This window comes from Nostoc sp. (genome assembly GCF_036918245.1).
In the GTDB taxonomy this organism is placed as follows: domain Bacteria; phylum Cyanobacteriota; class Cyanobacteriia; order Cyanobacteriales; family Nostocaceae; genus Nostoc.
In genome coordinates, this window is sequence record NZ_JBALEF010000043.1 from 67,377 (window position 1) to 94,027 (window position 26,651).

Consider the following 26,651-nt stretch of genomic DNA (forward strand, 5'->3'; position numbering starts at 1 on the left):
AAGGTGTGGTTTTGTAGAGTTTAAATACTCTGGTTATACTCAATACCTTTTGGATATAATCTCCTAAAGTCAGGGTGATATGCATTAAATAAATATCGCCTTGATAACTTTCTCATCACAATTATTGATGCAAAACTAACCAGATATGCACTAAATAATTTGTGTATATTTGTAAATAAAAAAGTTAATTTTATTTGTAATTATTAAATAATCTACTTATACCGATATACACTAATATTTAGTGTAAGCTGCCTGGGCTATTACTATTACTATGAAGCAAAAACTAACACCAACTAATACATTTCAAGTTATTGATGAAATTCTTGCCCAGCAGTCTGTAAACTTATTATCACTTAGTCCCCAAAAAATATTAATTACCAGCTTTGCAGAATTGGAAAATTTGATCGCTGAACAAAATACTGACATTCCAATTCTCACAACTATTCAAGAAACTCTCGAAAGCATAGTCCGTACTCAATTGCAAAATTTTCCAGAAAATATTTTCTGGGATTTTGATTTTCTGGTGAGTAGTATGCTTAGACAGGCTTTAACCGCAGAAGAAGGAGCTATTCCTTTCTTAAAAGTTTTTGCTGAAAAGATGGTTTGTCTGACAGAGATGTTCGGAAATCATACGGAAATACGCTTCCGTTATGTTCATGATTTTATTTATGGATTTGATTGGGCAAGATGGGTACAAAAGGAACCACAAAAACGCGCACACATAGAGCCTTTTAGTCTGTTATTTTTGGATTATTTGCTTGTCAAAGGTAAGGAACTTTTACAACGTATTAAGCATGGTCAGGTCGTATCTTATAAACTGTGTGAGACAGGCTACCGCAACCCCTTCACCTTTTCTCGTGAACCAGAAGATGAGTACCGTCTGCTAACTTATCTTGCTGAAGAACAACTTATTCCAGTAGCAGTATGGGACTGGAATGCTAGCCCTGTATGGAACAAACCTTTTCAGGAAATGCGCCAGCAATTAGCATTAAAATTAAATATTCAACCACAGAGACGCTGATTAGCAATTAACAATTGCTGAAGAAAATAATTATGAAAATTGTTGATTTAATTACTTGGTTTGAAGCATGGGCGAATCCCGCTTGGTGTGAAAGCTGGGATAATTGTGGCTGGCAGATTGAGCCAGGAATTTTGCAGGAAGAAACACGGGTTTTGGTGTGTTTGACACCAACTTTAGCGGTAATGCAGGAAGCGATCGCAGAAAATGCTAATCTGATATTTGCCCATCATCCCTTGATTTTTAATCCTCTCAAATCTTTACGCACTGGTGAAGCGATCGCTGAAATGGTACGGTTAGCCTTTACCCATAATATTGGTATTTACACTGCCCACACGAATTTTGACCAAGTGCAAGACGGGACTGCTGACGTGTTAGCTGAGATTTTAGAACTCAAAGAAGTTACTCCCATAGAACTTACACAAGCAGGATTAGGATATGGTCGTGTTGGTTTACTAGAGCCATTTTTAACATTACAGGAATTACTTGCCACCATTCAAACCCGACTTGCTCCCCCTAATTTGATTTTTTCCCCAAGTGCTGATTTACAGCAAACAATTTCACGAGTTGCTGTTTTGGGTGGTTCGGGGGCTAGTTACATTTCAGCCGTCGCCAAAACAGGTGCTCAAGCTTATCTGACTTCTGACTGTAAATTCCATCAGTTTCAAGAAAGCCGCGATCGCAATCTCATTTTAATCGATGCTGGACATTACGCTACCGAACGTCCGGCTTGCGATCGCTTGGTGCAAAAATTCCAGTCTTTAAACTTAGACTGGGTGCAGTTAAGTCAAAAAGATGAAGATTTCCGCCAGTTTTTTGCTTGATTGCTGATGTTTGATTGTATTTTGTGGATGCTTGTCAAAAAAATTGATTGTTGTATTTTAATTTTGTTAAGATATTCAGCTTCTCAACATTGATGCTGAAAATTCCTATGCCCTTTTATCTCTGTATATTAATAGACGGAGTATCGAAAAATCATATTGTGATGTAAATCACTGATTGAGTGTAATACTAATCACACAGTATTAATGTTTCATATCAATTAGTAACAGAGAAAAATGTTCCACACTAGACCTAATAACTTGCTCACTCTGCCCTAATCAAGATGATTCGCACAATTATTGCATCTGCTTTCCAAACTGGATATCTTAGTGTTGAATCTGAGGGTTTACTCCAGCAAGTGCTAGCCACTAAATGCTATCAGTCAGAGGATTTGCCAGATCTTGCAGCCCTATACGATGCAGTTCGCGCCGGAAAAATTAAACGAGAAGCATCCTCATCGAATGTGCTTATAGAATTTCCCTTACCACATAAATCCTCCTGAGACTTCGGAGTAGAATTTTCTCATGGTCTTTCCCCTCTACCTCTTCCCTTACGCTGTTGCCTTTTTTCAGGCAAAAACCTAAAAAACTCAAAACTATTTGAGTGTTGTTGTTGAAAAGCATCAAGGTCAGCAAGAGAATGAGTTAAGATCAGATACAAGTGGGTAAAAGTAAAATCAAGTCCCCGGACTTCCCAGTAATGCCAATGATTAAAAGTAGGCAAGTTAAACAACCGCAATCAACGATTGGTTTGGAGTATTATTTATTACACAATGGTAAGAATGACTCACCAACAAATATAAACCTGGTTAGGACAGGTACCGAATTGTTTGACTTCTATAAAAGCAGACATTCCCTAGAATAAGCCAGAGGGAGATTGAGTTCATTGCTAAAGCAAGCATTGATTTATGACCCAACATTATCCTGATATTTTGACAACTAGAAGCAAATCTTGGGATTGGGTGATGAAGCGTACTTGTTATGAACAGTGAAATTAACCTCTTAAAGGTGTAATGTAATGGGGTAGAACCCAGATTTTGACAGGTTTAACTACGTTGTTTAAAAAGGCAGAAACAGTACATGCTACACCGCAAGATTTATCAACTGTGTTGCGATGGGCGCGAGGTATGTGTTTTCTTGCGGGACCAGCAACGCTGGATTGAACGCGCCCGCATCATAGACATAGAGGGAGATTTAGTGACCCTACGCTATGAAACAGAAGAAGAGGACGAAGTTTGTTCTTGGGAAGAAATGGTTCGCCTCGAGAGCATTGGTGCTGTAACGCAAAAATTGGCTTCAGTACCACGCGGTAATGTAGAACCTCTGATGACTGAAGATTGTCCCGAAGCAGAGCGCATTCACAACCGTTACACTGACTCGAATCCAGAATAATTCAGTGCTGAGTGCTGAGTGCTGAGTGCTGAGTAACAAATCCTAACTCAGCATTAAGCATTCAGGACTCAGGATTAGATAAGCCTTCAAAGGCAGGACAGTAACCTTCGAGAGTTACCTTAAAGTTATACAACGGGGAAGCTGGGTTCCAACACCGCTGCCCCCTTTGATGTCGGCAAGTACCACAACAGTCTACATCGGTCCATGTATAACGATCGCTGTTTTGGTTGAGCAGTTCTCGTTGAGACAATCCCCTTAATACTAATTCTTCCCCTTGCCAACGAGCTTCGATTAAACCAGTATCGGCAAATTGCCGCCAACGCTGATCGGCAGTAATCACATTGGGTAGGGTGATTGTGATTACTGTTCCTAACTCTGTGAGTTCGCCTTCATAGTTAGTCTCTGGTGCTGCCGGTTGTAAAAATGTGTCGCCGATGGGCAGTTCTACTAAGGTATCAGCCGCCGGAGAATGTACGTGGTAGCGGTTTTGCAACTCCTCTAAGCTAGTCAGGTCTGCCAAGTAGGCAGGGGAACCGTGGACAAAAATCACGTGCTGGGGTCGCAAATTATGAATTAGCTGCGTAGTACCAGGGCCATCGCTATGTTGAGCTAAGAGATAAGTTTCAAGAGTGGTAGGCGCTAAATATTCTTTGTTAACTTTTATATCAATTTTTTCTGGTAGGAGAATCAGCCAAGGCCCGGTGTCTAATTGGCAGTGTTCGCCTAAATCAGATGTCGAGTCGGTGAGGACAATACAAGGTGACTTACCTACACCGGGACGATGTTCTGGTTGTAGACGACGCACGCGGGGACGTACCCGTTCATCCCAAAACAAGGGTTGATGGCGGGCGAAGTTCTGTACTGATGGAGGAAGATGGGGTAGCAGTTCAAGATATGCATCACATCCAGTGGCGACAGCACCATCTACCCAAATATCTAAATCTCGGCCGGTGAAGTGGTGATGCGATCGCAAAAGCATTAATAATTCTTGACCTAATCCTAAAGCTGGGGTAGGAAGGATTACAGAACAATTGTCAGCGATCGCTCGATTAATTCGCTCGGCTAATTGATTTTCTTGGTTGCGGCGATGGGGATGACGGGATGTGCCATAACTACCTTCAATGATTAGCACATCCAAGTCTAAACCCCGCAGTTCCTCTAAACGCAAACCTTCTACTAGTCGGGAGTTTGATAAGAAAAAGTCCCCTGTATACAGTAGCTTGTAAGTCCGCTGCTGGGTGGTGTAGGTCAGGAGAATTGCTACTGCTCCTGGTAAATGCCCTGCGGGAAATAATTCTGCCACCAAACCATCTTTGAATTCCACAGGTGATCGCAGCGGCAAGGCATGACAAAATTGGGAAATTTTCTCAGGGTCTTCGTCTAGCCAATTCAGCGGCAGTAACTTGCTAGTCACCTCACTACCATAAATAGGTAATTTAGGAAAAGCTTTATGCAGTTCTAGTAAGCCTTTAGCGTGATCTGGGTGAGCGTGACTAATCAAAACTAAATCTGCTGGTAAGGGCGAACTAGTTCCACGTCCCGACTTAGTAAGCCCCTTAGCCAGCGATGAAATATCCTCCAAACCACAGTCCAAGAGAATGCGGTGTGGACCCATTTTCACCAATAAACACACGCCCTCATTGTCATGCTGGACACTATAGGGCAAACATTCTAATTCACTACCCGTTTCCGCAGCATCTACGCGAGAGGATGCCGACAGATTATCCCTCATGCTCTCCTCCCCTCAAACCTGATCATCATGGACATATCCCAAAAGCCAAAAGTTACACAAATCTTGCTTTTGTGACTTAGGGGTAAGTTTTATCGTGCGCCCCTACACCCTGAGAATACAGATTTTTGATTGGGGAGGACGCCTACACCGAACCCGCACTGGTTCTGAAAGGTGGGCTAATGAGAAGCTATCAAACTAGTAGCTCAAACAGTTTGCCTCTAGTTTCTTTTCCCTTTACAAGTTTTGTAGCGCTCTTAGCTAACTCACCCTCCGGGAAGTCTATTAAGCGTCTACAGATTTATCTCAATGTGCAGAGCCATTGCCATGATAGTTATCTGAATCATAGAATCCGTTTTTCGTGCCAAAAAATAAGCACGAAAGCGTAAATATAACTGTTAATCCAGCTAGAATCAGCTTTACATCCATTTGTCTGCTGCCCTTTACTTAAAGACTTTCCTATATTAATTTAGTGCTTCCGCAATCAAACGGAATCACTAGAAAATCTTTACTATGCTTATATGGATTGGGCAATAGGTAAATTTACCACAATCAGTCAGATTGTAGAACCTTTCGGTCAAGCTGTCTATCCATCTAGATGTAATGTCATGTCCGCATAAATAGTTATGATTCTCACAGTCATTGCACCCCACACGCCAGGTGCTTCAAGTCGGCAGAGCCGCCCAACGCACTGGCTCCCCTTAATCCCCTCCCCGCAAGCGGCGAGGGGAGACAAAGCGTAGCTTTGGCGGGGTGGGGTTCTTCGGGTTTGATAAGTAATCAAGCGGACATGATATAAAGCAATATGACAGCAGGAGCAATCCTCTACAGGCCGTAAAAATCCTCATCTAAAATCTGCTCAATTGAAAAAGGACAAACGGTGGGATACTCACTTTCTTCCGGTATCCGAATCCCAAACTTAGCCAGCTTACCTTCCTTAATCGCTAGCTTTCGAGCATCTGGGTAGGCTTTTTCCACTGCCTCTGTTAGAAAACTTTTTAGAGAAGGAGTATCTGCCAAATTATTCAGAACTCGCTGACGATGTTCCAGTATTGAGCTATACCAGCTGACTTTCATGCTATCAAGGACATCATGCTGAACTCGTAATTTGAGTAAATGCACTAATAAAATTGTCAGATTGCTTTTGAGCGCATTTTTCTCTGCCTTACCCAAATCAACTAGCTCCTCAATCAAATGCTCAATATCTAAAGCCTCAAATTCATGATTTTTTAACTGTTGAATGGTTTGCTCAATCCATAATTGTAAATCGCGATCGTATAGCGGGTTAGGCATTTCTCCGATTAACTCCTAACTATGGCGGTTCTCGTTTGAGTGCAGTACAGTTTTGACCTCTCTCCAAACCTCTCTCCTAAGAGGAGAGAGGCTTTGAATCTTACTCCCCTTCCCTGCTAGGGAAGGGGTTGGGGGTTAGGTCTGTATCGGACTCAACTGCAAACCGTTATATTCAACATTCCAGCTAGCCCGGAAGTTTATTCGATCATAGCGATGAAAGGGAGATTGCACTTAGAGCCAAGGCGAATGAATTGCTTGCGGTACACTACGTAAACGCGGCTACACAAACAAAGAAGACGCGAGAAATCGCGTCTCTACATGAGGGTTTTGTTGCTCATTTTGAACTGTATTGGGATTTAACTTTCTTACTCTGCTCTGAAATTACGAATTACAAATTACCTAGTCCGCAACAACTGCACAAAGGTATTACTCACCGTATTATCTTTAGTATCCGCCGCGTATTGAATCAATTCTTCCGGCAGTTTTTTGGCTGCATCTATCTCAAGTAAGGTTGCTAGCAAGAAATAAACACCACGAAATCGCGGGTTGCCCATTCTATCAACTAATAGTCCTTCAGCGGCATCAGTTTCGCCCAGAAAGTTTTGCACTAAGAAGAAATCCATGATTTTATCGTGGCGGAAATACCATTCTTTCTTGGCTTCGCCTTTTTCATCTTGCCACTGACGGCTGACTACCATTTTGTATTTCTCATCTGATAAAGACATAGCAACTTGGTAAAATTCATCGGCGGGTAAGGCTTGTTTGTCTTCGAGTCGCATTTCGTAGACGGCGGCTGAGAATTTCTTTAAGGGAAATTCTTGATTCCATTTTTTCAGGTATTCTGCCGCCATTAAATTGTATTGCTGTTGGCTTTTTGAGCAATTTCCTCTGGTTTGTTGCCCAAGGATTTTAAATCTTTGAGATTATATTTATCTAATTGCTTGAGAGCATATCCCTTAACTTTGTCGTATCCATCATCAAGGGCTGCTGATATACCGTTAATCTGCCAATCTTGGGGTTTGGGTTTAGGTTTTTCTTTGGCGCTTACCCCAGAGAGGGAGAGGAGGAAAGTCAGGAGTAGGGTGAAACAGAAAAGGAAAAAGAGCGAGAGCTTCCTGGTGTGACGGGGTATGGTGAGCATAATTGGGGGCAAGGCGGCAGATTACACGCGGTTATGGGTATAATAACAACCTTGCAATTCCTAATTCCTGATTGAGAAAGTCGGATGTTATGGGGTAAGCTCTCTAGTCTCCACAGTTCATAGGATGGGCGAGACGTCCATCCCACAAGAATAGTTAAATATTTTTTAGTTGGAAATGCCTTAATTTTGATTAACGAGTATTAAAGACTCGTCCATGAGTATCAAAGACTCTTGCGCGAGTATTAAAGACTCGTCCACGAGTATCAAAGACTCGTCCACGAGTGTTAAAGACTCTCCCGCGAGTATTAAAGACTCGCTTACGAGTATCAAAGACTCGTCCACGAGTATCAAAGACTCTTGCGCGAGTATCAAAGACTCATTCACCAGTTGACAAAATAAAAAGGGGAAAAGAAAAGGAATTAAATCTCCCTTTAACTTTTCCCCTTTGACTCTTCTGGTATCTTTGGCAAGATTTTCAGCCTATGAACCAGAGTTAGTTTTAGCAGGTTTATTTTTAATAGCCTTAAAACGATCGCCTAACTGTTCAGCAATAGTTTTTAACCCTGGAGTTTTCTTAGCAGCAGTCTTCACGTAATCGTAAACAGTCAAACTGCTACCCATTGCTTCGCTGCCGACTGCCATTAGGGTATCATCTACTTGTTCTGTCAGTTGTCGCAATCCAATCAACAGTTCGGTAAGCGTTGCTGCTAGTTGATAATCCCGGACAAATTCATCTACATTAAAGCTGGCTGGGAGAATTTCTCGGTTAGACTGGGCCGCAGTCAGGCTAGTGTTGACAAAGGCTAGGCTTTTATCGCCCATCTTAAATAACTTGCGTCGTTCTTCCACACTCAGGGTAACGAGAAAAGGCATCTTTGCTTGGATAGTCGCAAAGGCTGCTTTAATTTCTTGGATATCTACTGGGGAAAGGGACGCGGTAATGTTTTGGTAAGCCATTGGATATTTACCGTAATGAATCTGTTTGTTATGATTCCCACTGGTAAATGCGATGTCTACGACGGGCTACGCCTACGCACAGTCTTAAGGAATAGGGAAATTAACCTCTGTTCTAAAGGGCTACTATGTAGACACAAGTCGAATTACCCCCCTTAATCCCACGCCACTTGCTACAACGGAGGGAACCTCCGCAACGCAGTGGCTCCCCGATGTATTGGGGGGAAACATGAAATCTCCCTCCCCTTTGCAAGTTCTGGCGAGAAACTTGAAGTGCAACTTTTATCAAGGGGGAAACATGAAATCTAGTTCCCTCCCCAATACATACGGGGAGGGTTAGGGAGGGGTAAAACTTACGCTTAAAGCTAGATGAGTAAACTGTTTCAGACTTGTGTACTCTCCAACGCTACAAGGGTTAAGTCTGTATTGAACTCAGCCGATAAGCATTATAAAATCCAAAATTGATCGGGCATTATTGGCGCGGTGACTTCTTACCAAAGCCATAGCGCAATCTATCCATAATCCAAGTTTGGAAGTTGTCAATGTAGCTAAATATCACTGGCACTACTAGCAGTGTCAGCAGGGTGGAAGTTGTGAAACCGCCCATAATGGCTATTCCCATTGGTTGGCGAACTTCAGAACCGACGCCAATTCCTAATGCTAAAGGCAGAGTCCCGGCGATCGTTGCCAGAGAAGTCATTAAAATCGGGCGCAGACGTGACACACCTGATTCAATGAGTGCCTGACGCTGGGTTTTGCCTTCTTGCATGTTGATGATTGTATAGTCAACTAACAGAATCGAGTTTTTGGTGACTATCCCCAACAGCAGGATGATACCAATCAAGGCATAAAGCCCCAAGGGTTTTTGGACAACCATCAATGCTACCAATGCCCCGCCTAAACAAAAGGGCAAGGCTGCCATAATCGACAATGGATGGAGAAAGTTGTTATACAGCAGCACCAGAATTGCATAGATACACATTAATGCCAGCCCTAATGCACTGCCAAAGCGACCGAAAATATCTTGCATAATTTTGGCACTACCTGATGGTTGCTGTACTACTCCTGGCGGTAAGTTTTGCATCGCAGGTAGTTCGTTGATTGTCTGGACTGCCTGTCCTAAAGAAATCCCTTGCAAATTGGCTTCTATAGCTACTTGACGGGCGCGATCATAACGGTTGATGGTAGCAGGACCACTACCAAAGCGGATATCTGCCACTGCTATGAGGGGAATCAATCTACCATTTTGACTGGGGACTTGGAGATTTGCGATTGTGTTAATGTCAGCCCGCGCTTGCGGATCGATTTGCACACGAATGGGGATTTGGCGATCGCTTAAATTAAATTTTGCCAAGTTGGCCTCATTATCGCCGATGGTGGCAAGGGAAGCAGTCCGAGCGATCGCTTGCACTGTCACCCCCAAATCTGCTGCCCGTTGCGGGTTGGGAATTACCAAAATCTCTGGTTTTACCAAACTTGCAGTAGAAGACACTTCTACCAATCCGGCTAGCGATCGCATTTGCTTTTCTAAGGCATCAGCAGCTTGATTCAATGCTTGCGGATTTTCACTTCTGAGGACAATTGACAAACCTTTGCGGCTGTCACCCGGTGACTGACTTTGAAAACTAATTCTTGCTCCTGGTATTTGCTCAAAGTCAGGGCGTACTTGTTCCTCAAACTGTTTTTGGGAAATATTTCGTTCTTCTCTGGGTTTGAGATTAATGGTAAGGGTTGCAGAATTAATCTCTTCGGTTCCTAGTACACGTTCAACTACTGGGTTTTGGCGGATGATATCAGTGGCTTGGGTGACTACCTTATTAACGTCTGACAAAGTGGAACCAGGAGGTAATTCTATAGATACATTGGAAATTCCAAAGTCGCCATCATCAACAAAACCCTTGGGAATTAAGGGAACCAGCGTCAGACTTGCAATAAAAAAAGCTAAAGCGATCGCCATTGTTGTTAATCTATGGCGTAACGCCCACTGTAAAAGCGATCTATAAGGTTGAAAGCCTTGATGCTTTTTAGTTCTAAGTTTTTTACTTCCGTTTCCGCTACCTGGAAGTGTAAATTTAAAATTAAAGAATTTTATTACTCCCTTTGCTCCCCCGCTTTCCTCCTCCTGTAAAAGATACGCCCCCATCATCGGCGTAACCATCCGCGCTACAAGAGTTGAGAAAATTGTGGAAACAGCAACGGTAACGCCAAATGGTTGAAAAAATTGCCCCGGAATCCCACCCATAAAGGCAACGGGCATAAACACTGCAATAATCGTCGCTGAACTTGCGATTACTGCTAATCCTACTTCGTCGGAAGAGTCAAAAGCAGCTGACCAAGCTGACTTGCCCATAGCGATATGGCGTTCCATGTTTTCAATTTCTACAACGGCATCATCGACCAAATTGCCCACCGCCAGCGCTAATGCCAATAAAGTCATATTGTTGAGGGTGTAACCAAGGGCTTGCTGCACTGCGAAGGTGGGAATTATTGATAGGGGTAAGGCAACAGCCGTAATTAATGTTGCTCGCCAGCTCCGCAAAAACACTAAAATAACGATGACCGCCAGCACCGAAGCTTGAATCAATTCATCAATGGTGCTTTGGTAAGATTGGCGGACAATATCGGCTCTAGTAAAAATTAAATCCAGCTTGACATCTGGGGGAAGGGTTTTTTCCAGTTGTTTGACTGCTGCTTTCACTCCTTCTTCCACTGTCACCAGAACGCTGCCAGTACTACGCAAGACTTGAAAAGCCACCACGGGTTGATTATTCAAGCGGGCGGCTTGGCGTACGTCACCAAATTTATCTTCTATAGTTCCCAGGCTAGATAAAGGTACGGAACCACCTTGTGGTAAAACGATTTCGTAGGTTTTCAAAATATCCACACTGATGGCACTTCCTAAAGTACGGATACTTTGTTCGCTACCACCAACTTCGGCACGTCCGCCAGGTAAGTTAATGTTCAAAGCGCGGATTTGGTCGTTTACCTGAGTGGCGGTGATCGCTAAAGCTTGTAAGCGGTTTGGATTAAGATTAATGCGAATTTCTCGGTCAACTCCACCTACACGCTGAATTTGGGCTACGCCACGGACTCCCAACAAGGCACGGCTAATAATTTGGTCTACGAGATTGCTTAACTCTTCTACAGAACGCCGATCTGATTTAACTGCGTAAGTAATCACCGGTCCGCCGGAAAATTCTAGGCGTTCCACAATTGGATCGTTAATATCTTGGGGTAAATCTTGGCGAATTTGAGCGATCGCATTGCGAACATCATTAGTGGCGCGATCGCTATCTGTACCCAAAACAAAATTGATTGTCGTCTGAGAATTCCCATCGCTGACGGTGGAAATCATATAATCGATATTGCCCAACCCCGCCACAGCATCTTCAATTTTTTTCGTCACTTGGGATTCTAGTTCAGCCGGGCCTGCACCTGGTTGGGTGACTTTGATCGAAACTGTTGGCACATCAATATTTGGGTTAGTATCAATCCCCAAGGATATGAAAGAGAACCAACCCACTACTGTCAAAATTAAAAATAAAACTATCGTAGGAACAGGTTTTTTAATCGACCAGGCTGAGATATTAAAAGACATTGGGAAATTTTAGATTTTAGATTTTGGCTTAGTCATTTGTCATTTGTCATTGGTTATTTTTCCCCATTCCCGATTCCTTATTCCCATTCCCTTCAATCTACAACTCGAACCAGATCGCCATCTTTGAGATAGCCTGCACCATCAAGTACAACGCGATCGCCTAACTGTAACCCACTCTTGATTTCCACTGTGTCGCCATTCCCAGGATCTCCTAACTCGACTTTCTGGCTGCTGACTGTATTTTCACCCGATAAAATGAATACAATTACACTTGCGTCAGCTTGGGACTGCACTGCTTTTTGTGGCACTACCATTCTCATCCCTGAGTTAGTAGTAATTGCAGCACTAGCAAACATTCCTGGTTTAAGTAAAGTTGTTGGCGGTAAGTCAATTTTCACTGTCGCCTCACGTCTTTGATCGTTCAGCTGTGGTTGTATATCCCTGATTCGTCCCTGCGATCGCACGCGCTGATCGACATCAGAAGTAATTTGCACCGATGCGCCAATTTTCACCTGAGTTAGTTGAGTTTCGGGCACCTTCGCCTGAAGTTCTAACTTTTGATCTCGGATAATCGAAAATAGTTTTTGTGTGCCACCAATCACAGTTCCCACCTGGGTTTGCGGCGGTACACCAGTTACATCACCGACTCTAGCCAGTTTCTCGGCGATTACTCCCGAAACCGGCGCACGCACCACAGTTTGTCCCAACTGAGTTTGCAGTTGTTGCACTTTAGCAGCACTACTCTTGACATCGGCTTTGGCTTTGTTGACGATCGCTTTGGCGTTATTAATATTGGCTTGGGCACTGCCGATATTAGCCTGGGCACTACGTATATTTTCTTGGGACAGGTTCACAACTTCTATGGCAGTTTTTACAGCGTAAGAACGAGTATCAAGTTCTTGTTTGCTAATCGTCCCAGAGTCAGCGAGTTGTTGATAGCGCTGATAATTCTTGGCTGCTTCTTCTAGCCTTGCCTTAGCTTGAGCTAAATCGGCTTGTTTTTGCTGGACTATTGCTTTATTTGATGCCAAATCTGCCTGCTTGGATGCCAAATCGGCTTGTTTGGATGCCACATCTGCTTGTTTCGATTCCACATCTGCTTTTGCTTGGCTAATTTGGCTTTGCAGTATGGAACCATCTAACACCGCCAACACTTGACCTTGTTTGACAAAAGCTCCTTCTTTAACATTTGCGGGGATGCTTTTAATTTGTAAACCGTTTGTTTGCGGTAGCACCGGAATTAAATCACTCGCGGCTACAGTCCCAGTAGTTTTGAGTGTACGGACAACACGGGCGGTTTCTACTGTGGCGATAGTAACTGTCATCGCTGGGTTAACTTTTTTATCCGCTACCGCACTTTGTTGACGGGATGGAAAACGATTTAATACACTCATCCCCACCAAGGCGATCGCAATTCCTAAACCAGTACCCAAGAATAATGGCTTCAACCATGCCCTGGTTTGTTTTTGATCTGATTTGCTTAAAAAATTCCTATCTTCAGAGGTTAGAGCTTCTTCCACCTCAACTTCTGAAAGACTTTCATCGCTCACAGTTTCACCTCTACTTGCTGTCTATGCATACCAAATCTTGGTATTTTCTTAAGAAAACTTGAAGTTTATTTACTTCGATATCAACTATGACGCATTTCATAGTAAATGTCTTTGATCTGCAATAGTATATAATACAACTTTGTGACTAAGAGAAATTACTATTAAAAAATGATAATAAATTTTATGTAGATTATGATACAAAAAATTATCTCATCTCATACGGCTACTCTATGTCACACACCATCTGTATTTAGATCACTGTCAACCAATGCTTAGATATGAAAAACTGATATAGCTCATCTAGATTTATCTAATTAGAATTGAAAGTATTTATGTACCTTGGTACACCAGGAAATTATTTTTTACACGTAATCAATCATTTCTCTAAAGCCTTTGTGTTACCAGGAAGCCATGTATCCAGACATAGATAAAGCTAGCGTCTACAGCTACACGTGAGTTAAAAAGGAGCAAACTCCATTGCCTTAAATTCCAGCAAGGGTGGCCTTGATGATGGAATTTTGAAATCAATCAAATCAATAAAAAATTGGTATTTACCAGAGAAAGCAGATATGTTCAATGCCACTGAAATTTTAATTGATGCCTTCGTAAATGAAATTCGAGACGGCTACCGCCGCACTTATGGCTGCTTTAAAAATGATTATCAGGACATTATTGCCTGGGCAGGTAACATGGCTTTGGAAAACATTGCCAATAGCGATGCCCTTTACCACAATGTTGAACACACTGTCTTAGTCACTCTGGTAGGACAAGAAATTTTACGTGGCAAACATATCAGGGAAGGCGGTGTTTCGAGTGAAGACTGGTTGCATTGTATTATTTCTTTAGTCAGCCATGATATTGGCTACGTCAAGGGAGTTTGCCGACAAGACCGAGAAACAGCAAACTTATATGCCACAGGTAAAAATGGCAGAATGATTTCTGTGGCTGCTGGCGCTTCTGATGCCAGTCTGACGCCGTATCATGTTGATAGAGCCAAGCTGTTTATTGATGAGCGTTTTGGAGGTCACAAGTTAATAGATGCTGAGGCAATTAAGAGCAATATTGAATTAACTCGATTTCCCGTGCCTGCGGCAGAGGATCATCAAGATACAAAATGCTTTGCAGGATTAGTCCGTGCTGCTGATTTGATTGGTCAACTAAGCGACCCGCGTTACCTGAAGAAAATTACTTCTTTATTTTACGAATTTGAAGAAACTGGTGTAAATAAAGTTTTGGGCTATCAAACCCCTGCCGATTTGCGTAACAATTACGCTAAGTTTTACTGGAATGGCGTATATCCTTATATCCAAGAAGGACTGCATTACCTATCATTAACACAACAGGGAAAACAAATTCTCGCTAATCTCTACTCAAACGTGTTTGTTGTGGAACATGAAAAACAACAGGAAGAACAGCAGCGGTATTTAGACAAGTTAGCAGTTGAGAATTAGAAATTATTCAATTTTGGATTTTAGATTTTTTATTCAATCCAAAATTGGCAGAGTTGGGAGTTAAGAACTATTAATGATGAATTATGAATTAAGATAAAAGCTTAATAACTCATAACTCTTAACTTATAACTCCTAACTACTATGGATTGGTGGCGACGACTTAAAAAAAATCCTTTGGCACGATTTGGGGCAATTTTGCTGTTAATTTTCTATATAGGAGTAATTGCAGCTGATTTCGTAGCTCCTTATGACCCCTATGCTTCACAGCCTAATGGTTCACTGCTGCCACCAACGAAGATACACTGGGTTTCTCAATCAGGGCAGTTTATCGGGCCTTATGTTTATCCGACGACTCAGGGAGATACGAATTTAGATACGGGCGATCGCAAACTCATTGTAGACTCGACAAAGCCTTCACCCTTGCGTCTATTTGTCTCCGGGCCAGAATACCGATTGTTGCAGATGAGTTTGCCACTACCGCCGAAGTGGGATGAAGTCACAATCTTTGGTGGTATCCCCTTAAATTGGCATTTATTTGGCACAACAAGTGGTGTAAAAGTCAATATTTTGGGCACTGATGACCAAGGCCGCGACCAATTCAGTCGCTTGCTACATGGCGGTCGCATCAGTATGTTTATCGGGATTTTTGGCATCATCATTACCTATCCCCTCGGTTTGCTTATCGGGGGAATTTCCGGCTATTTCGGCGGTGTGACTGATAGCGTCATTATGCGGTTGGCAGAAGTGCTAATGACTTTCCCTAGTATTTATCTTTTGGTAACATTGGGCGCAGTCTTACCAGCGGGTTTAAGTAGTACCCAGCGCTTTTTGTTGATTGTGGTGATTACTTCGGTGATTAGCTGGGCTGGTTTAGCACGGGTCATTCGGGGACAGGTACTATCACTTAAAGAGCGAGAATTTGTGCAAGCAGCGCGTGCAATGGGCGGAAACCCAATTTATATCATCCTCCGCCACGTTTTACCGCAAACGGCTAGTTATGTAGTTATCTCTGCAACTCTTGCAATTCCCAGCTTTATTGGTGCAGAGGCGATATTGAGTCTCATCGGCTTGGGTATTCAACAACCAGACCCATCTTGGGGAAATATGCTTTCTCTGGCTAGTAATGCTTCAATTTTGGTGTTGCAACCTTGGTTAATTTGGCCGCCGGCTGTGCTGATTATCCTCACAGTGCTGGCATTCAACTTACTCGGTGATGGGCTGAGAGATGCACTTGACCCGCGCAGTTTAAGAAGATAAGCGCTCAGAATAGCAAATGCGAACGCCGAAGTAACAAATGCGAACACCGAAATAACAAATGCGATCGCCGAAATAACAAATGCGAACTCCGAAGTAGCAAATGCGAACGCCGAAATAACAAATGCGATCGCCAAAGTAACAAATGCGATCGCCAAAGTAACAAATGCGATCGCCAAAGTAACAAATGCGATCGCCAAAGTAGCAAATGCGAACTCCGAAGTAACAAATGCGAACTCCGAAGTAACAAATGCGAACTCCGAAGTAGCAAATGTGATCGCCGAAATAACAAATGCGTAGGCGTAGCCAGCCGTAGGTATCGCTCTACTTTACTGCTGTAAAACCCAACGGCGAAACAGTTCTACCATAATCCGCCAGCACCCCTGAGTTTCCTCATCTGGAATCATAGCTTGTACATTTGTAGCTTTGTATAGATACTATTTCTATAGAATCTGTATTATTTATGCATATCAGTATTGCAGATGACCAGAAGAAAAATTTTCACGCAGCCTGTGCTATCCGTGGGACAAAGATGAGTCAAGTGATAACTGAGCTAATAGAGCAATGGTTAAAAGCTAACGAAGTTTCTTTATTCAGTGAGCCAAAATCCTAATGAAGAAGATTTTGATTTTATCAGCAAATCCTATAAATACAAACAGGCTGCGGCTGGATGAAGAAGTGCGAGAAATTCGGGCAGCGTTGTCACGCGCTATTAGCAGAGAAGAATTTGAATTAATTAACACAGGGGCTGTTCGTATTGATGACTTGCGTCGTGCATTATTGGATAACGAACCACAGGTTGTACACTTCTCTGGTCACGGTGCTGGAACTGATGGCATATTGCTAGAGAATATCTCTGGTGAGGCGCAACTGGTTAGTACAGAATCATTAAGCAACCTGTTTAAGCTATTTAAAGATAAAGTTGAGTGTGTTTTGCTCAATGCCTGTTACTCAGAAACACAGGCTGAAACAATTTACCACCATATTGATTGTGTGATTGGTATGGAACATGCCATCACAGATAAGGCTGCAATTAATTTCTCACTAGCATTTTATGACGCTCTGGGTGCTGGAAGAAGTTATGCTGAAAGTTTTGAATTTGGTCGGAATAACATTGACCTTCATACCATACCAGAGTCTTCAACTCCAAAAATTAAAATCAGAAATAACTCTAAAACCTTATTCTCTAATAAGCAGACAAAATCTAATATGACTGAGAAACGCACTATTAGGATAGGCACTGGCAATTATAACGAGCGTATTGAAGGTGATTATATCCAAGGTAATTACTACGCTGCTAGCAAGCAACAAAACCTTGCTGAAGCTGCTGCTGAAATTCAAAAGCTTTTAGAACAGTTAGATCAATCTTATTCTACTGATACGACTTTGGGCAAGATGCAAGTAGCTGCCGAAACCATTAAGACTATTGAAAATAATCCAATGATAGCAGAACGGATAACTAGTGCTTTAAAGGCTGGTAGCATTCAGGCTTTGGCTCAACTGCTTAATCATCCTGCTGCTAGTTTTGTTATTGGTGCATTAGAAGATTGGCAGAAAACTAAGGGTAGTTAAATATAGTTCTACTTTTCTTACACGTTTACTTTCCTAGACATCAAATAGGCTAACAGAGATTAAATCATGACAAAGAATAACGAGTCTGAGAATCGCCGGAGCAATATTGAAGAAGGTAATTATAACGAGCGTATTGAGGGGAATTATGTCCAAGGGAATCGTAACTTCATATTCAATTTTAGACGCGAAGGTAATAGTGAAGCATTAACACCAGCAAAGCATTCTCAGATTCGACAGACTTTGTTAAAACAGGTAAACTTGGAAGTTGAAAGCCGGATAAATAGTTCTCTTCACAACCGAGTTTATATTGTTCTAGATGTAGAGCAAAACCCAGAACAGATTGAATTACCTTGGTCAAGTGAAATCAAAGTTGGTGACCAACCTAAAATTAGACTGGATAATACAAACATTATTAACGTTTTTGAGCAATCAGATATTGCTGGGAGATTATTAATTTTAGGACAACCTGGGTCAGGAAAAACTACTATGCTCCTTAAACTAGCCGAAGAGTTACTAAAACGGGCTAAAGATAATTCAACACATCCTGTTCCAGTACTATTTTCTTTATCTTCTTGGAAAAATGATAATCAGAATATTAAAGATTGGTTAGTTGACCAGCTTAAAGACAAATATGGTCTGCGAAAGGATATTGGTAAACAATGGATAAACAATCAAGAGATTATACCGCTTTTAGATGGTCTAGATGAACTAGTAGCAGAACGTCAAGAAAAGTGTGTTCTTAAAATTAATGACTTTCTACATCCTAGTAATTGGACTAATCCTCTAGTTGTTTGTAGTCGCATTCAAGAATATCAGCGTTATAAAACTTTACTACAGCTAAATAGTTCTCTGGAATTATATGCTTTTTCTCCTCAACAAGTTGAGCAATATTTACAAAACACTGAGAATATCAAATTATGGGACAGTATTAGCCATGATGCTGATTTAAGCGAATTAGCTAAAACACCACTTATTTTAAATATTATTGTACTCTCTGCTCAAGAAATATCAATACAAACATGGCAGCAGTTCAAATCTTCTAAAGAGCGTTTAAGTTATCTATTTAATGCTTATATCCGTAGGATGCTCAAACGTCCTTATAAAGATAAACAACCTAAGCAGGAAAATAATCAACGTTGGTTAAGTTGGATGGCATATCGATTAATTGAGGAGAGAAATACTGAGTTTTTGATTGAGAAAATGCAGCCTGATTATTTGAAAAATAGAGGACAAAAAATTATTTATAATTTAATTTTATGGGGAGTTATAGGAGCACTAATTTTTGGGCTGATTAATCTGATTATGTCTATTTTTGGGTTGTATTCTGCATTAGATCCAAAAATGTTTTCAAAAGAGACTATTTCAAAAATTAATTTATATTTATATAATAATTATAGATGGCGGATTTCTTCGTTGATTGATGGGCTGATTTATGGACTGATTTATGGGCTGATTTATGGGCTGATTTATGGGCTAATTGGTGATTATTTAGAAGAACAAATAGAAAAAATAATTATTTTAATTAATTCTCTAAAAATAGTTGGTAAAACTACTATAAGTGGACTGATTGTTGGGCTGATTATTGGGCTAGGATTTGTTCTGAGTGATGGGCAAGAGTATTGGCAGATTCTGACTAATTGGGATAATTATCATCAGGAGCAATTGCGGTATTATAAGCAGTTGTATGGGCAGAATTCTGATATGATTAAAGGTCTAAGTTCTTTGAACGTTACTTCATTGCTAGGAATATATCTAATTAGTGAGTTGATTGCTGGGTTGATTCCTGGGCTATTTTTTGGGCTAATTGGAAATAAAATTCAGACAGTTGAAACTCTAAAGTTAAAGTTTTATCCTAAGAAGTTTTTAAATTGGCTGAAAAATGTGTTGAAAAATTGGGCGATTTTAGGATTGATTTTAGGACTAATTTTTGGGATTTTTTATATTATTTATAAGCTAATTTTAGAGATTAAAAAAGATGACATTATTTTTAATGTAATTGGAAATGAGATTAAGAATGCGCTTGAGATTGCGATTGCTATTACGATTTGGATTCCAATTTTAGGGCTGTTTTTGAGTGTGATTTCTAAGCTTTTTTCTGGAATAGATGGACTGGAAATTGAAAATAAAACTTTTCCAAACCAAGGCATTTGGCAATCAGCTATTAATGCTATATTTGTATCAGCAGTAACTTTTTTAGTTATATGTTTAATAACATTTGGATTTCAAATACGTTTAAAATATAAAATTAATGGTCCGGTCTTAATTGATAGCTTAAGTTTAGAAATAGCCTTTGGAATACTTATTGGAATACTCACATGTGGAATACCAGCCATTAAGCATTTTATACTGCGTGTGATTCTTTGGTCTAGTGGCTCTATTCCTTGGAACTATGCCAAATTTCTCAACTACTGTACCGATCGCTTATTTTTGCAACGAGTCGGTGGTAGTTATCGATTTATGCATGACCTGTTACGTCAGCACTTTGCTAAGTCCTATACACAAATAAGTTTAGCACCTGTCCAAGCAATTCCAGTAGAAACCTCTCCCCCACCTGTTCAAAATGGCATTGTCTGTACCAATTGTGGTCATAATAATCTAGTAAGTTCCAACTTTTGTATTAAGTGTGGAACTCAATTAACTAAACCGCATATTTAATCCAAATGAGCAAGCTGCAACTGAGATTAAAACAATTCGCGGCGCAGTCACAACGGGCAGTATTTGGCAATTCCTCAAACTAGAAAAACAAACATTGAGCATTGATTTAAGCGAATACTATCTTAAAGATGTGAATAAAATTCTTGGTATTTTAGCCAGTGGTATTTCTCAAGAAGGTTAACAAAATGTCAAACAGCTTAATACCGAATTCGCGGATCTACATAAGCATTTAAAATATCAATTAAAATGCTGGCACTGACAACGATCGCACCAAAAAAGACTAGCACTCCCTGGACTGTGGGATAATCGCGATCAGCGATCGCTTGATACAATCGATTAGCTAACCCAGGCCAAGAAAATGTTACCTCTGTCAAAATCGCCCCACCCAACAGAGACGCAAAGGTTAATCCCAAGACTGTAATAACTGGGATTAGCGCATTTTTTAAAGCGTGGGAGGCTAAAATCTTATTTTCACCAATACCTCTGGCTCTAGCTGCTTCTACATAATCTGCTTGCAAGGTTTGCTTTAAATTCACTCGCACAATTCGCTCAAAAATTCCACTGAGCAAAATTCCTAGTGTGAGACTTGGTAGGGCAAGATGGTGCAAAGATGTGAAAAACTGGGTGAAGTTTCCACCGATTAAGCTATCAATTGTATACAATCCAGTGACAGGAGTGGGAGCAGGCAGATTGGGCGGAAAGCGATTGGAATTAGGAAACCAACCCAATTGGACTGAGAAAATCAACTGCAAAAGCATTCCCGCCCAAAACATCGGAAGTGCGTAGGTGATGATCCCAAATAAGCGCCCCCCAACATCAAAATATGTCCCAGGACGAGAAGCCGAAAGAGTCCCAACCGCAATTCCGACGATGAGTGCAACCGCCATACTACATACTGCTAACTCCACTGTCGCCGGGAAATATTGCCCAATTATGTCCCAAACATTTTGTCCGCGACTCATTAAAGATGTTCCCAAGTCAAAGTGCAGTATGCTTCCCAAATAATTTACGTACTGTAGCCACAGCGGAAGGTTTAAACCAAGTTGTTTTCGCAATTCTTCTTTAGCTGCTTCTGGCGCACGTCCACCAAGAATTGCATCTGCTGGATCTCCTGGTGTTGCTCTTAGTAAGAGAAATACAATGGTGATGATAGTTAATAGCTGAAGTGGTGCAAGAAGCAACCGAGAAACAATGTAATATTGTAGAGCTTTAGAGCGAGACATAAGCAATTCAAAATGCAGTTTTTGTAACTATCTTAGCTATTAACTAAATATATATTGATTGAAAATAAAATATTTTATTGAATAGTCATTAGTCAGCAGTTATTACTAATGACCAATGACTAATGACCAATGACTAATGACTACTTTTTAAGTGTCTGGTAAACCAGAATTTGGGTAGGGTTAAGTTGTACATTACTAACACCTTTTTGGGCAAATACATAGTCTTTGTTTTGCCATAAAGGAACGTAAGGTACATCAGTAGTTACTTGAGTTTGAATTTCTGTAAAAATTTTCTGACGCGCTTCGGGGTTTAGTTCTTTGCGTTGCCCATCAATCAGTTTATTTATGGCTTCGTTATAGTAGAACGAACCCTGAGTTTGACTGCCTCCATCTTCGCATCCTTTAGCAACTGAACCTTTGTCACAAGACAAAAACGGCTGGACGTAATTATCTGGATCTAAAAAGTCTGGATACCAATCAAGTAAAGCTGCCGGATACAAACCCTTGGCAATGTCTTTAAAGAAGGCAGGCCCTTCCGCTTGGGTAACTTCAAATTGCAGTATTCCATCCATTTTGACATCCACAAGAGATTTGAGTGTCTGGGCTGCCAAACTACGAGTAGGTGAACTAGAAGGATACCAAACTTGCACTTTTGCAGGATTTTCTTTGGAGAAACCAGCAGTAGTTAACAATTTTTTAGCTTGATCAAAGTTAGCATCGCCATATTTATCTTTGAATAATGGCAAAGAAACATTAAACGTTGTGGGAATCATACTATAAAGCGGATCTGCTTGACCAAGCAACACTCGTTCATTTAAAAGTGGACGGTCAATTATGGACGCGATCGCTTGTCTTACCTCTAATTTATCTAAAGGCTTTTGATTTCGGTTTAATACCAGATAACTTACTACACTACCTTCAGCCGCGATCGCTTGCCAATCCCCTTTTTTACCACCTTCTTCTAAGCTCCGATTTTGATCTGGTTGCAACGACAGATAAGCTACATCCACTGCACCTGTACGGAAAGCATTAAACAAATTAACCGGACTAGTTTGAATTTGGAGATTAACACCCTTGTTACCTGGTTTTTCTCCCCAATATTTATCAAACACATCAAATCGGATGGAATCAGTGCCATACTGTCCTAATTTGTAAGGGCCAGTTCCCACAAAAATATTCGGCTTGAATCTACCAGCGCCGACTTCATAAGCTTTTGGCGAAACTGCACAAATTCCAGGAAATGCCAACAGTGAGGGAAAAGCTGCAAAGGACTTTTTCAGCTTGATTGTCAACTCATACTCGCTTGTAGGTTTTATCGAATCTACTATATCAGCTAGTAAGAATGAGGGTTTTCCTTTATTTTCAATAAACCGCTGGATGGTAAAAGCCATTGCTTGAGCGTTGAAGGGAGTCCCATCGTGAAAAACTACTCCCTGACGTAAGGGGATGGTATAAGTTAAGCCGTCTTGACTGACTTTGGGTAATGCTGTAGCTAGTTGGGGCTTAATTTCCGTGCTTCCTGGTTCGTAGGTGTAGAGGCGATCGCTCATATTAAACACCAAACCTAAAGATGCTAACTCATAAGCATCAGCAGGATCAAGAGTTCTTGGCTTGGCTGTTGTACCGATAGTAATACGACCATCACCTGTAGGGGTATTTACAGAACCGGATGGTGGCGTAGTTGACTGTGGACGAGGAGCACAACTAACAACCAAAAATAAACATAAATAGAACAAAGATAGGAATTGTGTAATCCGACCCCACCGTTTCACGAACAAGGAAAACCAGGTCATAGCAATAATATATTTGATATCAGTAGCGGTCAGCAATTTTACTACATTTGTGACTCTTATGCTGAATCTTCACAATTTATAGTAGTTCTTGTTTCGATGGAACGCTCCGTAGCCATCTAAATCAAAAATTTGTGGCGGATAAGTTAAGTAGGTCAAATTAAATATAAAACCTCACCCTGCCTCCGGCTTGCCTCTCCTTGCTAAGGCTACAATGTACACACAAGTCGGAAGTAGCTGATAAATCTGGGTTTTACCCCACCCTAACCCTCCCCGATGCATTCGGGAGGGAACTGGATTTCCTGTTTCCCCCCTTTATAAGGGGGGATTAAGGGGGGTAATTTGACTTGTGTACACCGTAGCCTTAGCAACGAGAGGGATTGAGGGTGAGGTTTGATCTTATGTTTAATTACGCCTACCTACTTACTCAACTTCATAATTAAGTTTATTGTTACTGTGCGATGCCTACGACGGTCTACGCATATACACTATTTTGTTACAAAAATCATTGATAAAATACAGAATTTGACATTTAAGATTTGTTAAGTATTGAAAAGTTTTTATTTAATTAAAATTTTCAACCAACATTGGTTAAATTTATCGTAAATTCATAGTTACTACAAAAATAGGTCTTGTTAAACTTTGACACTTAGCCCAAGTAGTGTACGTTGAAATTTTACCTCTTGCTGCTTAGGAACAGACACTAATAAAGGGTTTTATCGTCAAGATCGGCTGTATTCTCAAAAAGAAGAGTGTTTGAACATCAGCGACTAAAGCGATCGCGATATCGTTAACAGCAGATTGAAAGTCTAATAGTGAGACTAAGACCGTGAAGTATTTCTTTCTATCTGAGGGATGGGCAGTTGCAAGAGTTTGGGCATCTGATGGACTTTGGCAAATAACTGCATGGCGACGCCAACCAGATATTCAGCGAATGAATATTTGTTTAGTCGAAGAAAATGAATTGCTCTGGCTTTATCGAGTTGAAGAAGCCGTTTTAACCGTAGAAGTGAAGCCAACAACACCAGTAATTGCCAGTCAGACCATCGGTCAAGTAGTACTCAAGCGTCTGATGAGCGCCGAACAGGTAATCGAACGCCTGGGTACAGCTGAGGCGAAGTGTAAACTGCAAAATATCCAGTTGGTGGTTCAGTAAAGATTGGGCATGGGGCATGGGGCTTGGGGTATGGGAAAGAAGAGAGAAATTTTTCCCCTGCTCCCTCTTCTTGGAGCCTTTTCTGCCCAATGCCCAATGCCCAATGCCCAATGCCCCACTTTTCGTAAAGAAAAGATAAGCAAATTTCATCCTCGACAGGTATTGGTAGCGAAAAAACTTGGACATGCTACGCGATCGCATCAATTTACACGCTTGCAAACAATTCCATCAATAGTTACACTTTTTAAAACATTCTGATTTTTGCTTGGCGATGGCTACCCTACATAGGTAAACCTCCCGAAGCGAGTAAGCATTGCCAAAGCACCACGCTGTCTGATTTATTAAGACTAAGCTGTGGTAAGACTCTGGCTCTGGCAATAACAAAAAACAAGAGAGAGTTTTATGAGTGGCGATTTTCGTCTCTCATAACCTCAGTAAGAAAATTGCTTTGTAAACTAACTCATCGAGGAGGAGCGTAGTCGATGGGACTACCCTGGTACCGAGTACATACAGTCGTTCTGAATGATCCAGGGCGACTGATTTCTGTACACCTAATGCACACAGCCTTAGTAGCAGGCTGGGCTGGTTCGATGGCACTCTACGAACTGGCTGTTTTTGACCCTAGCGATCCAGTTCTCAATCCGATGTGGCGTCAAGGAATGTACGTCCTGCCGTTCATGTCACGTTTGGGCGTCACTCAATCTTGGGGTGGTTGGAACGTTACTGGTGGGCCATCAACCGATCCTGGCTTCTGGTCATTTGAAGGCGTTGCTGCCGCTCATATTGTTCTTTCCGGTCTGCTATTTCTAGCCGCCGTATGGCACTGGGTTTACTGGGATTTGGAACTTTTTAGAGATCCCCGCACTGGTGAACCCGCCCTAGACTTGCCAAAAATGTTTGGCATTCACCTGTTCTTATCTGGTCTGCTTTGTTTTGGATTTGGTGCTTTTCACGTCACCGGACTATTTGGGCCGGGGATATGGGTTTCTGACGCTTATGGTGTAACTGGTGCGGCCCAGGCAGTAGCACCAGAATGGGGCCCAGATGGTTTTAACCCCTATAACCCTGGTGGCATTGCGGCTCACCACATTGCCGCTGGTGTTGTTGGTATTATTGCAGGCTTATTCCACCTCACAGTTAGACCCCCCGAACGGCTCTACAAAGCTCTGCGGATGGGGAACATTGAAACAGTACTTTCTAGCAGTATTGCAGCAGTCTTCTTTGCTGCTTTCGTGGTTGCTGGTACTATGTGGTACGGTAACGCCGCCACTCCCATCGAATTGTTTGGCCCTACCCGCTATCAATGGGATCAAGGCTACTTCCGTCAAGAAATTCAGCGCCGCGTCCAAACTAGCGTCGCTGAAGGTGCAAACCTTGATCAAGCTTGGTCGCAGATTCCCGAAAAGCTGGCTTTCTACGATTACGTCGGTAATAGCCCCGCTAAAGGCGGTCTATTCCGTACAGGACCAATGGTGAAGGGTGATGGCATTGCCCAATCTTGGCAAGGTCACGCCATATTCAAAGATTCTGAAGGACGAGAATTGACCGTGCGTCGTCTCCCCAACTTCTTTGAAACCTTCCCAGTGATTTTGACTGATGCAGATGGAATTGTCCGCGCTGACATTCCCTTCCGTCGGGCAGAATCTAAGTATAGCTTCGAGCAATCTGGTGTCACCGTTAGTTTCTACGGTGGCGATCTGAATGGTAAGACCTTTACAGAGCCAGCTGATGTGAAGAAGTATGCCCGTAAGGCTCAAGGCGGTGAAATCTTTGAATTTGACCGGGAAACCTTGAACTCTGATGGTGTATTCCGCACCAGTCCTAGAGGTTGGTTTACCTTTGGACACGCTGTATTTGCTCTCTTGTTCTTCTTTGGTCATCTCTGGCATGGCGCTCGGACAATCTACCGAGACGTATTTGCTGGTGTTGACGCGGATCTTGAAGAGCAAGTTGAGTGGGGTCTGTTCCAGAAAGTGGGTGACAAGTCAACCCGCCGGAACGAAGCCCTTTAATTTCAGTGCTGAGTTCTGAGTTAAGGCTCTGACTCAGCACTC

Annotated in this window: 20 protein-coding genes and 1 pseudogene; 11 read left to right on the forward strand and 10 right to left on the reverse strand. The window is 41.7% G+C overall.

The features are described 5' to 3' along the window. Nucleotides 1–271 precede the first annotated feature (271 nt). The 4 genes from V7L12_RS10150 (at nt 272) to V7L12_RS10165 (ending at nt 3,231) form a co-directional block, all read left to right on the forward strand. Nucleotides 272–1,021 carry a hypothetical protein gene (locus V7L12_RS10150; RefSeq protein WP_335084207.1) on the forward strand — a complete coding sequence of 250 codons (750 nt, stop codon included), beginning with the start codon at nt 272–274 and terminating at the stop codon, nt 1,019–1,021. Between the two features lie 32 nt (nt 1,022–1,053). Beyond that, nucleotides 1,054–1,842 carry a Nif3-like dinuclear metal center hexameric protein gene (locus V7L12_RS10155; RefSeq protein ID WP_335084208.1) on the forward strand — a complete coding sequence of 263 codons (789 nt, stop codon included), beginning with the start codon at nt 1,054–1,056 and terminating at the stop codon, nt 1,840–1,842. Nucleotides 1,843–2,123: 281 nt separating this feature from the next. After that, nucleotides 2,124–2,342, forward strand: a complete 219-nt coding sequence (locus tag V7L12_RS10160; RefSeq protein ID WP_104904795.1) for a hypothetical protein — start codon at nt 2,124–2,126, stop codon at nt 2,340–2,342. A 577-nt stretch (nt 2,343–2,919) separates the two neighbouring features. After that, nucleotides 2,920–3,231 (forward strand): DUF6679 family protein, encoded by a 312-nt coding sequence (locus V7L12_RS10165; protein WP_012408115.1) that lies wholly within the window; start codon nt 2,920–2,922, stop codon nt 3,229–3,231. 61 nt (nt 3,232–3,292) lie between these two features. Here the strand turns inward: V7L12_RS10165 and V7L12_RS10170 are convergent, their stop codons facing one another. The 7 genes and pseudogenes from V7L12_RS10170 to V7L12_RS10200 all read right to left on the reverse strand — a co-directional run bounded on the left by V7L12_RS10170 (nt 3,293) and on the right by V7L12_RS10200 (nt 13,496). Further along, entirely contained in the window at nt 3,293–4,963 is a 1,671-nt protein-coding gene (locus V7L12_RS10170; protein WP_335084209.1) for an MBL fold metallo-hydrolase, read from the reverse strand. A gap of 822 nt (nt 4,964–5,785) precedes the next feature. After that, a complete protein-coding gene (locus V7L12_RS10175; protein ID WP_335084210.1) occupies nt 5,786–6,253 on the reverse strand; it encodes a DUF29 domain-containing protein in 468 nt (155 codons plus the stop codon). Nucleotides 6,254–6,648: 395 nt separating this feature from the next. Continuing rightward, nucleotides 6,649–7,122 (reverse strand): annotated as a pseudogene (locus V7L12_RS10180) (HEAT repeat domain-containing protein); the annotation flags it as partial. Further along, complete coding sequence (locus tag V7L12_RS10185; protein WP_335084211.1) at nt 7,104–7,394, reverse strand: hypothetical protein; 291 nt, start codon at nt 7,392–7,394, stop codon at nt 7,104–7,106. The gene V7L12_RS10185 and the pseudogene V7L12_RS10180, both read right to left, overlap by 19 nt. Nucleotides 7,395–7,874: 480 nt before the next feature. After that, nucleotides 7,875–8,351, reverse strand: a complete 477-nt coding sequence (locus V7L12_RS10190; protein WP_335084212.1) for a hypothetical protein — start codon at nt 8,349–8,351, stop codon at nt 7,875–7,877. A 469-nt stretch (nt 8,352–8,820) separates the two neighbouring features. After that, nucleotides 8,821–11,946: an efflux RND transporter permease subunit gene (locus V7L12_RS10195; RefSeq protein ID WP_335084213.1), complete on the reverse strand. Its 3,126-nt coding sequence runs from the start codon at nt 11,944–11,946 to the stop codon at nt 8,821–8,823. 92 nt (nt 11,947–12,038) lie between these two features. Next, nucleotides 12,039–13,496, reverse strand: coding sequence for an efflux RND transporter periplasmic adaptor subunit (locus tag V7L12_RS10200; RefSeq protein ID WP_335084214.1), 1,458 nt, complete (start codon nt 13,494–13,496; stop codon nt 12,039–12,041). Nucleotides 13,497–14,065: 569 nt separating this feature from the next. On the opposite strand from V7L12_RS10200, the gene V7L12_RS10205 reads away from it, so the two are divergent. Then, complete coding sequence (locus V7L12_RS10205) at nt 14,066–14,947, forward strand: Npun_R2479 family HD domain-containing metalloprotein (protein WP_334820022.1); 882 nt, start codon at nt 14,066–14,068, stop codon at nt 14,945–14,947. Nucleotides 14,948–15,088: 141 nt separating this feature from the next. Beyond that, nucleotides 15,089–16,204, forward strand: coding sequence for an ABC transporter permease (locus V7L12_RS10210; protein ID WP_335084215.1), 1,116 nt, complete (start codon nt 15,089–15,091; stop codon nt 16,202–16,204). A 4-nt stretch (nt 16,205–16,208) separates the two neighbouring features. On the opposite strand, the gene V7L12_RS10215 is transcribed toward V7L12_RS10210, so the two are convergent. After that, nucleotides 16,209–16,430 (reverse strand): hypothetical protein, encoded by a 222-nt coding sequence (locus tag V7L12_RS10215; protein ID WP_335084216.1) that lies wholly within the window; start codon nt 16,428–16,430, stop codon nt 16,209–16,211. Nucleotides 16,431–16,664: 234 nt separating this feature from the next. On the opposite strand from V7L12_RS10215, the gene V7L12_RS10220 reads away from it, so the two are divergent. The 3 genes from V7L12_RS10220 (at nt 16,665) to V7L12_RS10230 (ending at nt 20,428) form a co-directional block, all read left to right on the forward strand. Further along, nucleotides 16,665–16,814, forward strand: coding sequence for a plasmid partition protein ParG (locus V7L12_RS10220; protein WP_335084217.1), 150 nt, complete (start codon nt 16,665–16,667; stop codon nt 16,812–16,814). After that, nucleotides 16,814–17,773, forward strand: a complete 960-nt coding sequence (locus V7L12_RS10225; RefSeq protein WP_335084218.1) for a CHAT domain-containing protein — start codon at nt 16,814–16,816, stop codon at nt 17,771–17,773. Before V7L12_RS10220 ends, V7L12_RS10225 begins: the two co-directional genes overlap by 1 nt. A gap of 66 nt (nt 17,774–17,839) precedes the next feature. Next, on the forward strand, nt 17,840–20,428 hold the full coding sequence (locus V7L12_RS10230; protein ID WP_335084219.1) for an NACHT domain-containing protein: 2,589 nt from the start codon (nt 17,840–17,842) through the stop codon (nt 20,426–20,428). 197 nt (nt 20,429–20,625) lie between these two features. On the opposite strand, the gene V7L12_RS10235 is transcribed toward V7L12_RS10230, so the two are convergent. After that, nucleotides 20,626–21,651 (reverse strand): ABC transporter permease, encoded by a 1,026-nt coding sequence (locus tag V7L12_RS10235; RefSeq protein WP_335084220.1) that lies wholly within the window; start codon nt 21,649–21,651, stop codon nt 20,626–20,628. 140 nt (nt 21,652–21,791) lie between these two features. Further along, a complete protein-coding gene (locus tag V7L12_RS10240) occupies nt 21,792–23,444 on the reverse strand; it encodes an ABC transporter substrate-binding protein (protein WP_335084221.1) in 1,653 nt (550 codons plus the stop codon). A gap of 826 nt (nt 23,445–24,270) precedes the next feature. On the opposite strand from V7L12_RS10240, the gene V7L12_RS10245 reads away from it, so the two are divergent. Both V7L12_RS10245 and psbB read left to right on the forward strand, forming a co-directional pair. After that, on the forward strand, nt 24,271–24,597 hold the full coding sequence (locus V7L12_RS10245) for a hypothetical protein (protein WP_335084222.1): 327 nt from the start codon (nt 24,271–24,273) through the stop codon (nt 24,595–24,597). Between the two features lie 482 nt (nt 24,598–25,079). Then, nucleotides 25,080–26,609 carry a photosystem II chlorophyll-binding protein CP47 gene (gene psbB / locus V7L12_RS10250; protein WP_335084223.1) on the forward strand — a complete coding sequence of 510 codons (1,530 nt, stop codon included), beginning with the start codon at nt 25,080–25,082 and terminating at the stop codon, nt 26,607–26,609. The last annotated feature ends 42 nt before the right edge of the window (nt 26,610–26,651 follow it).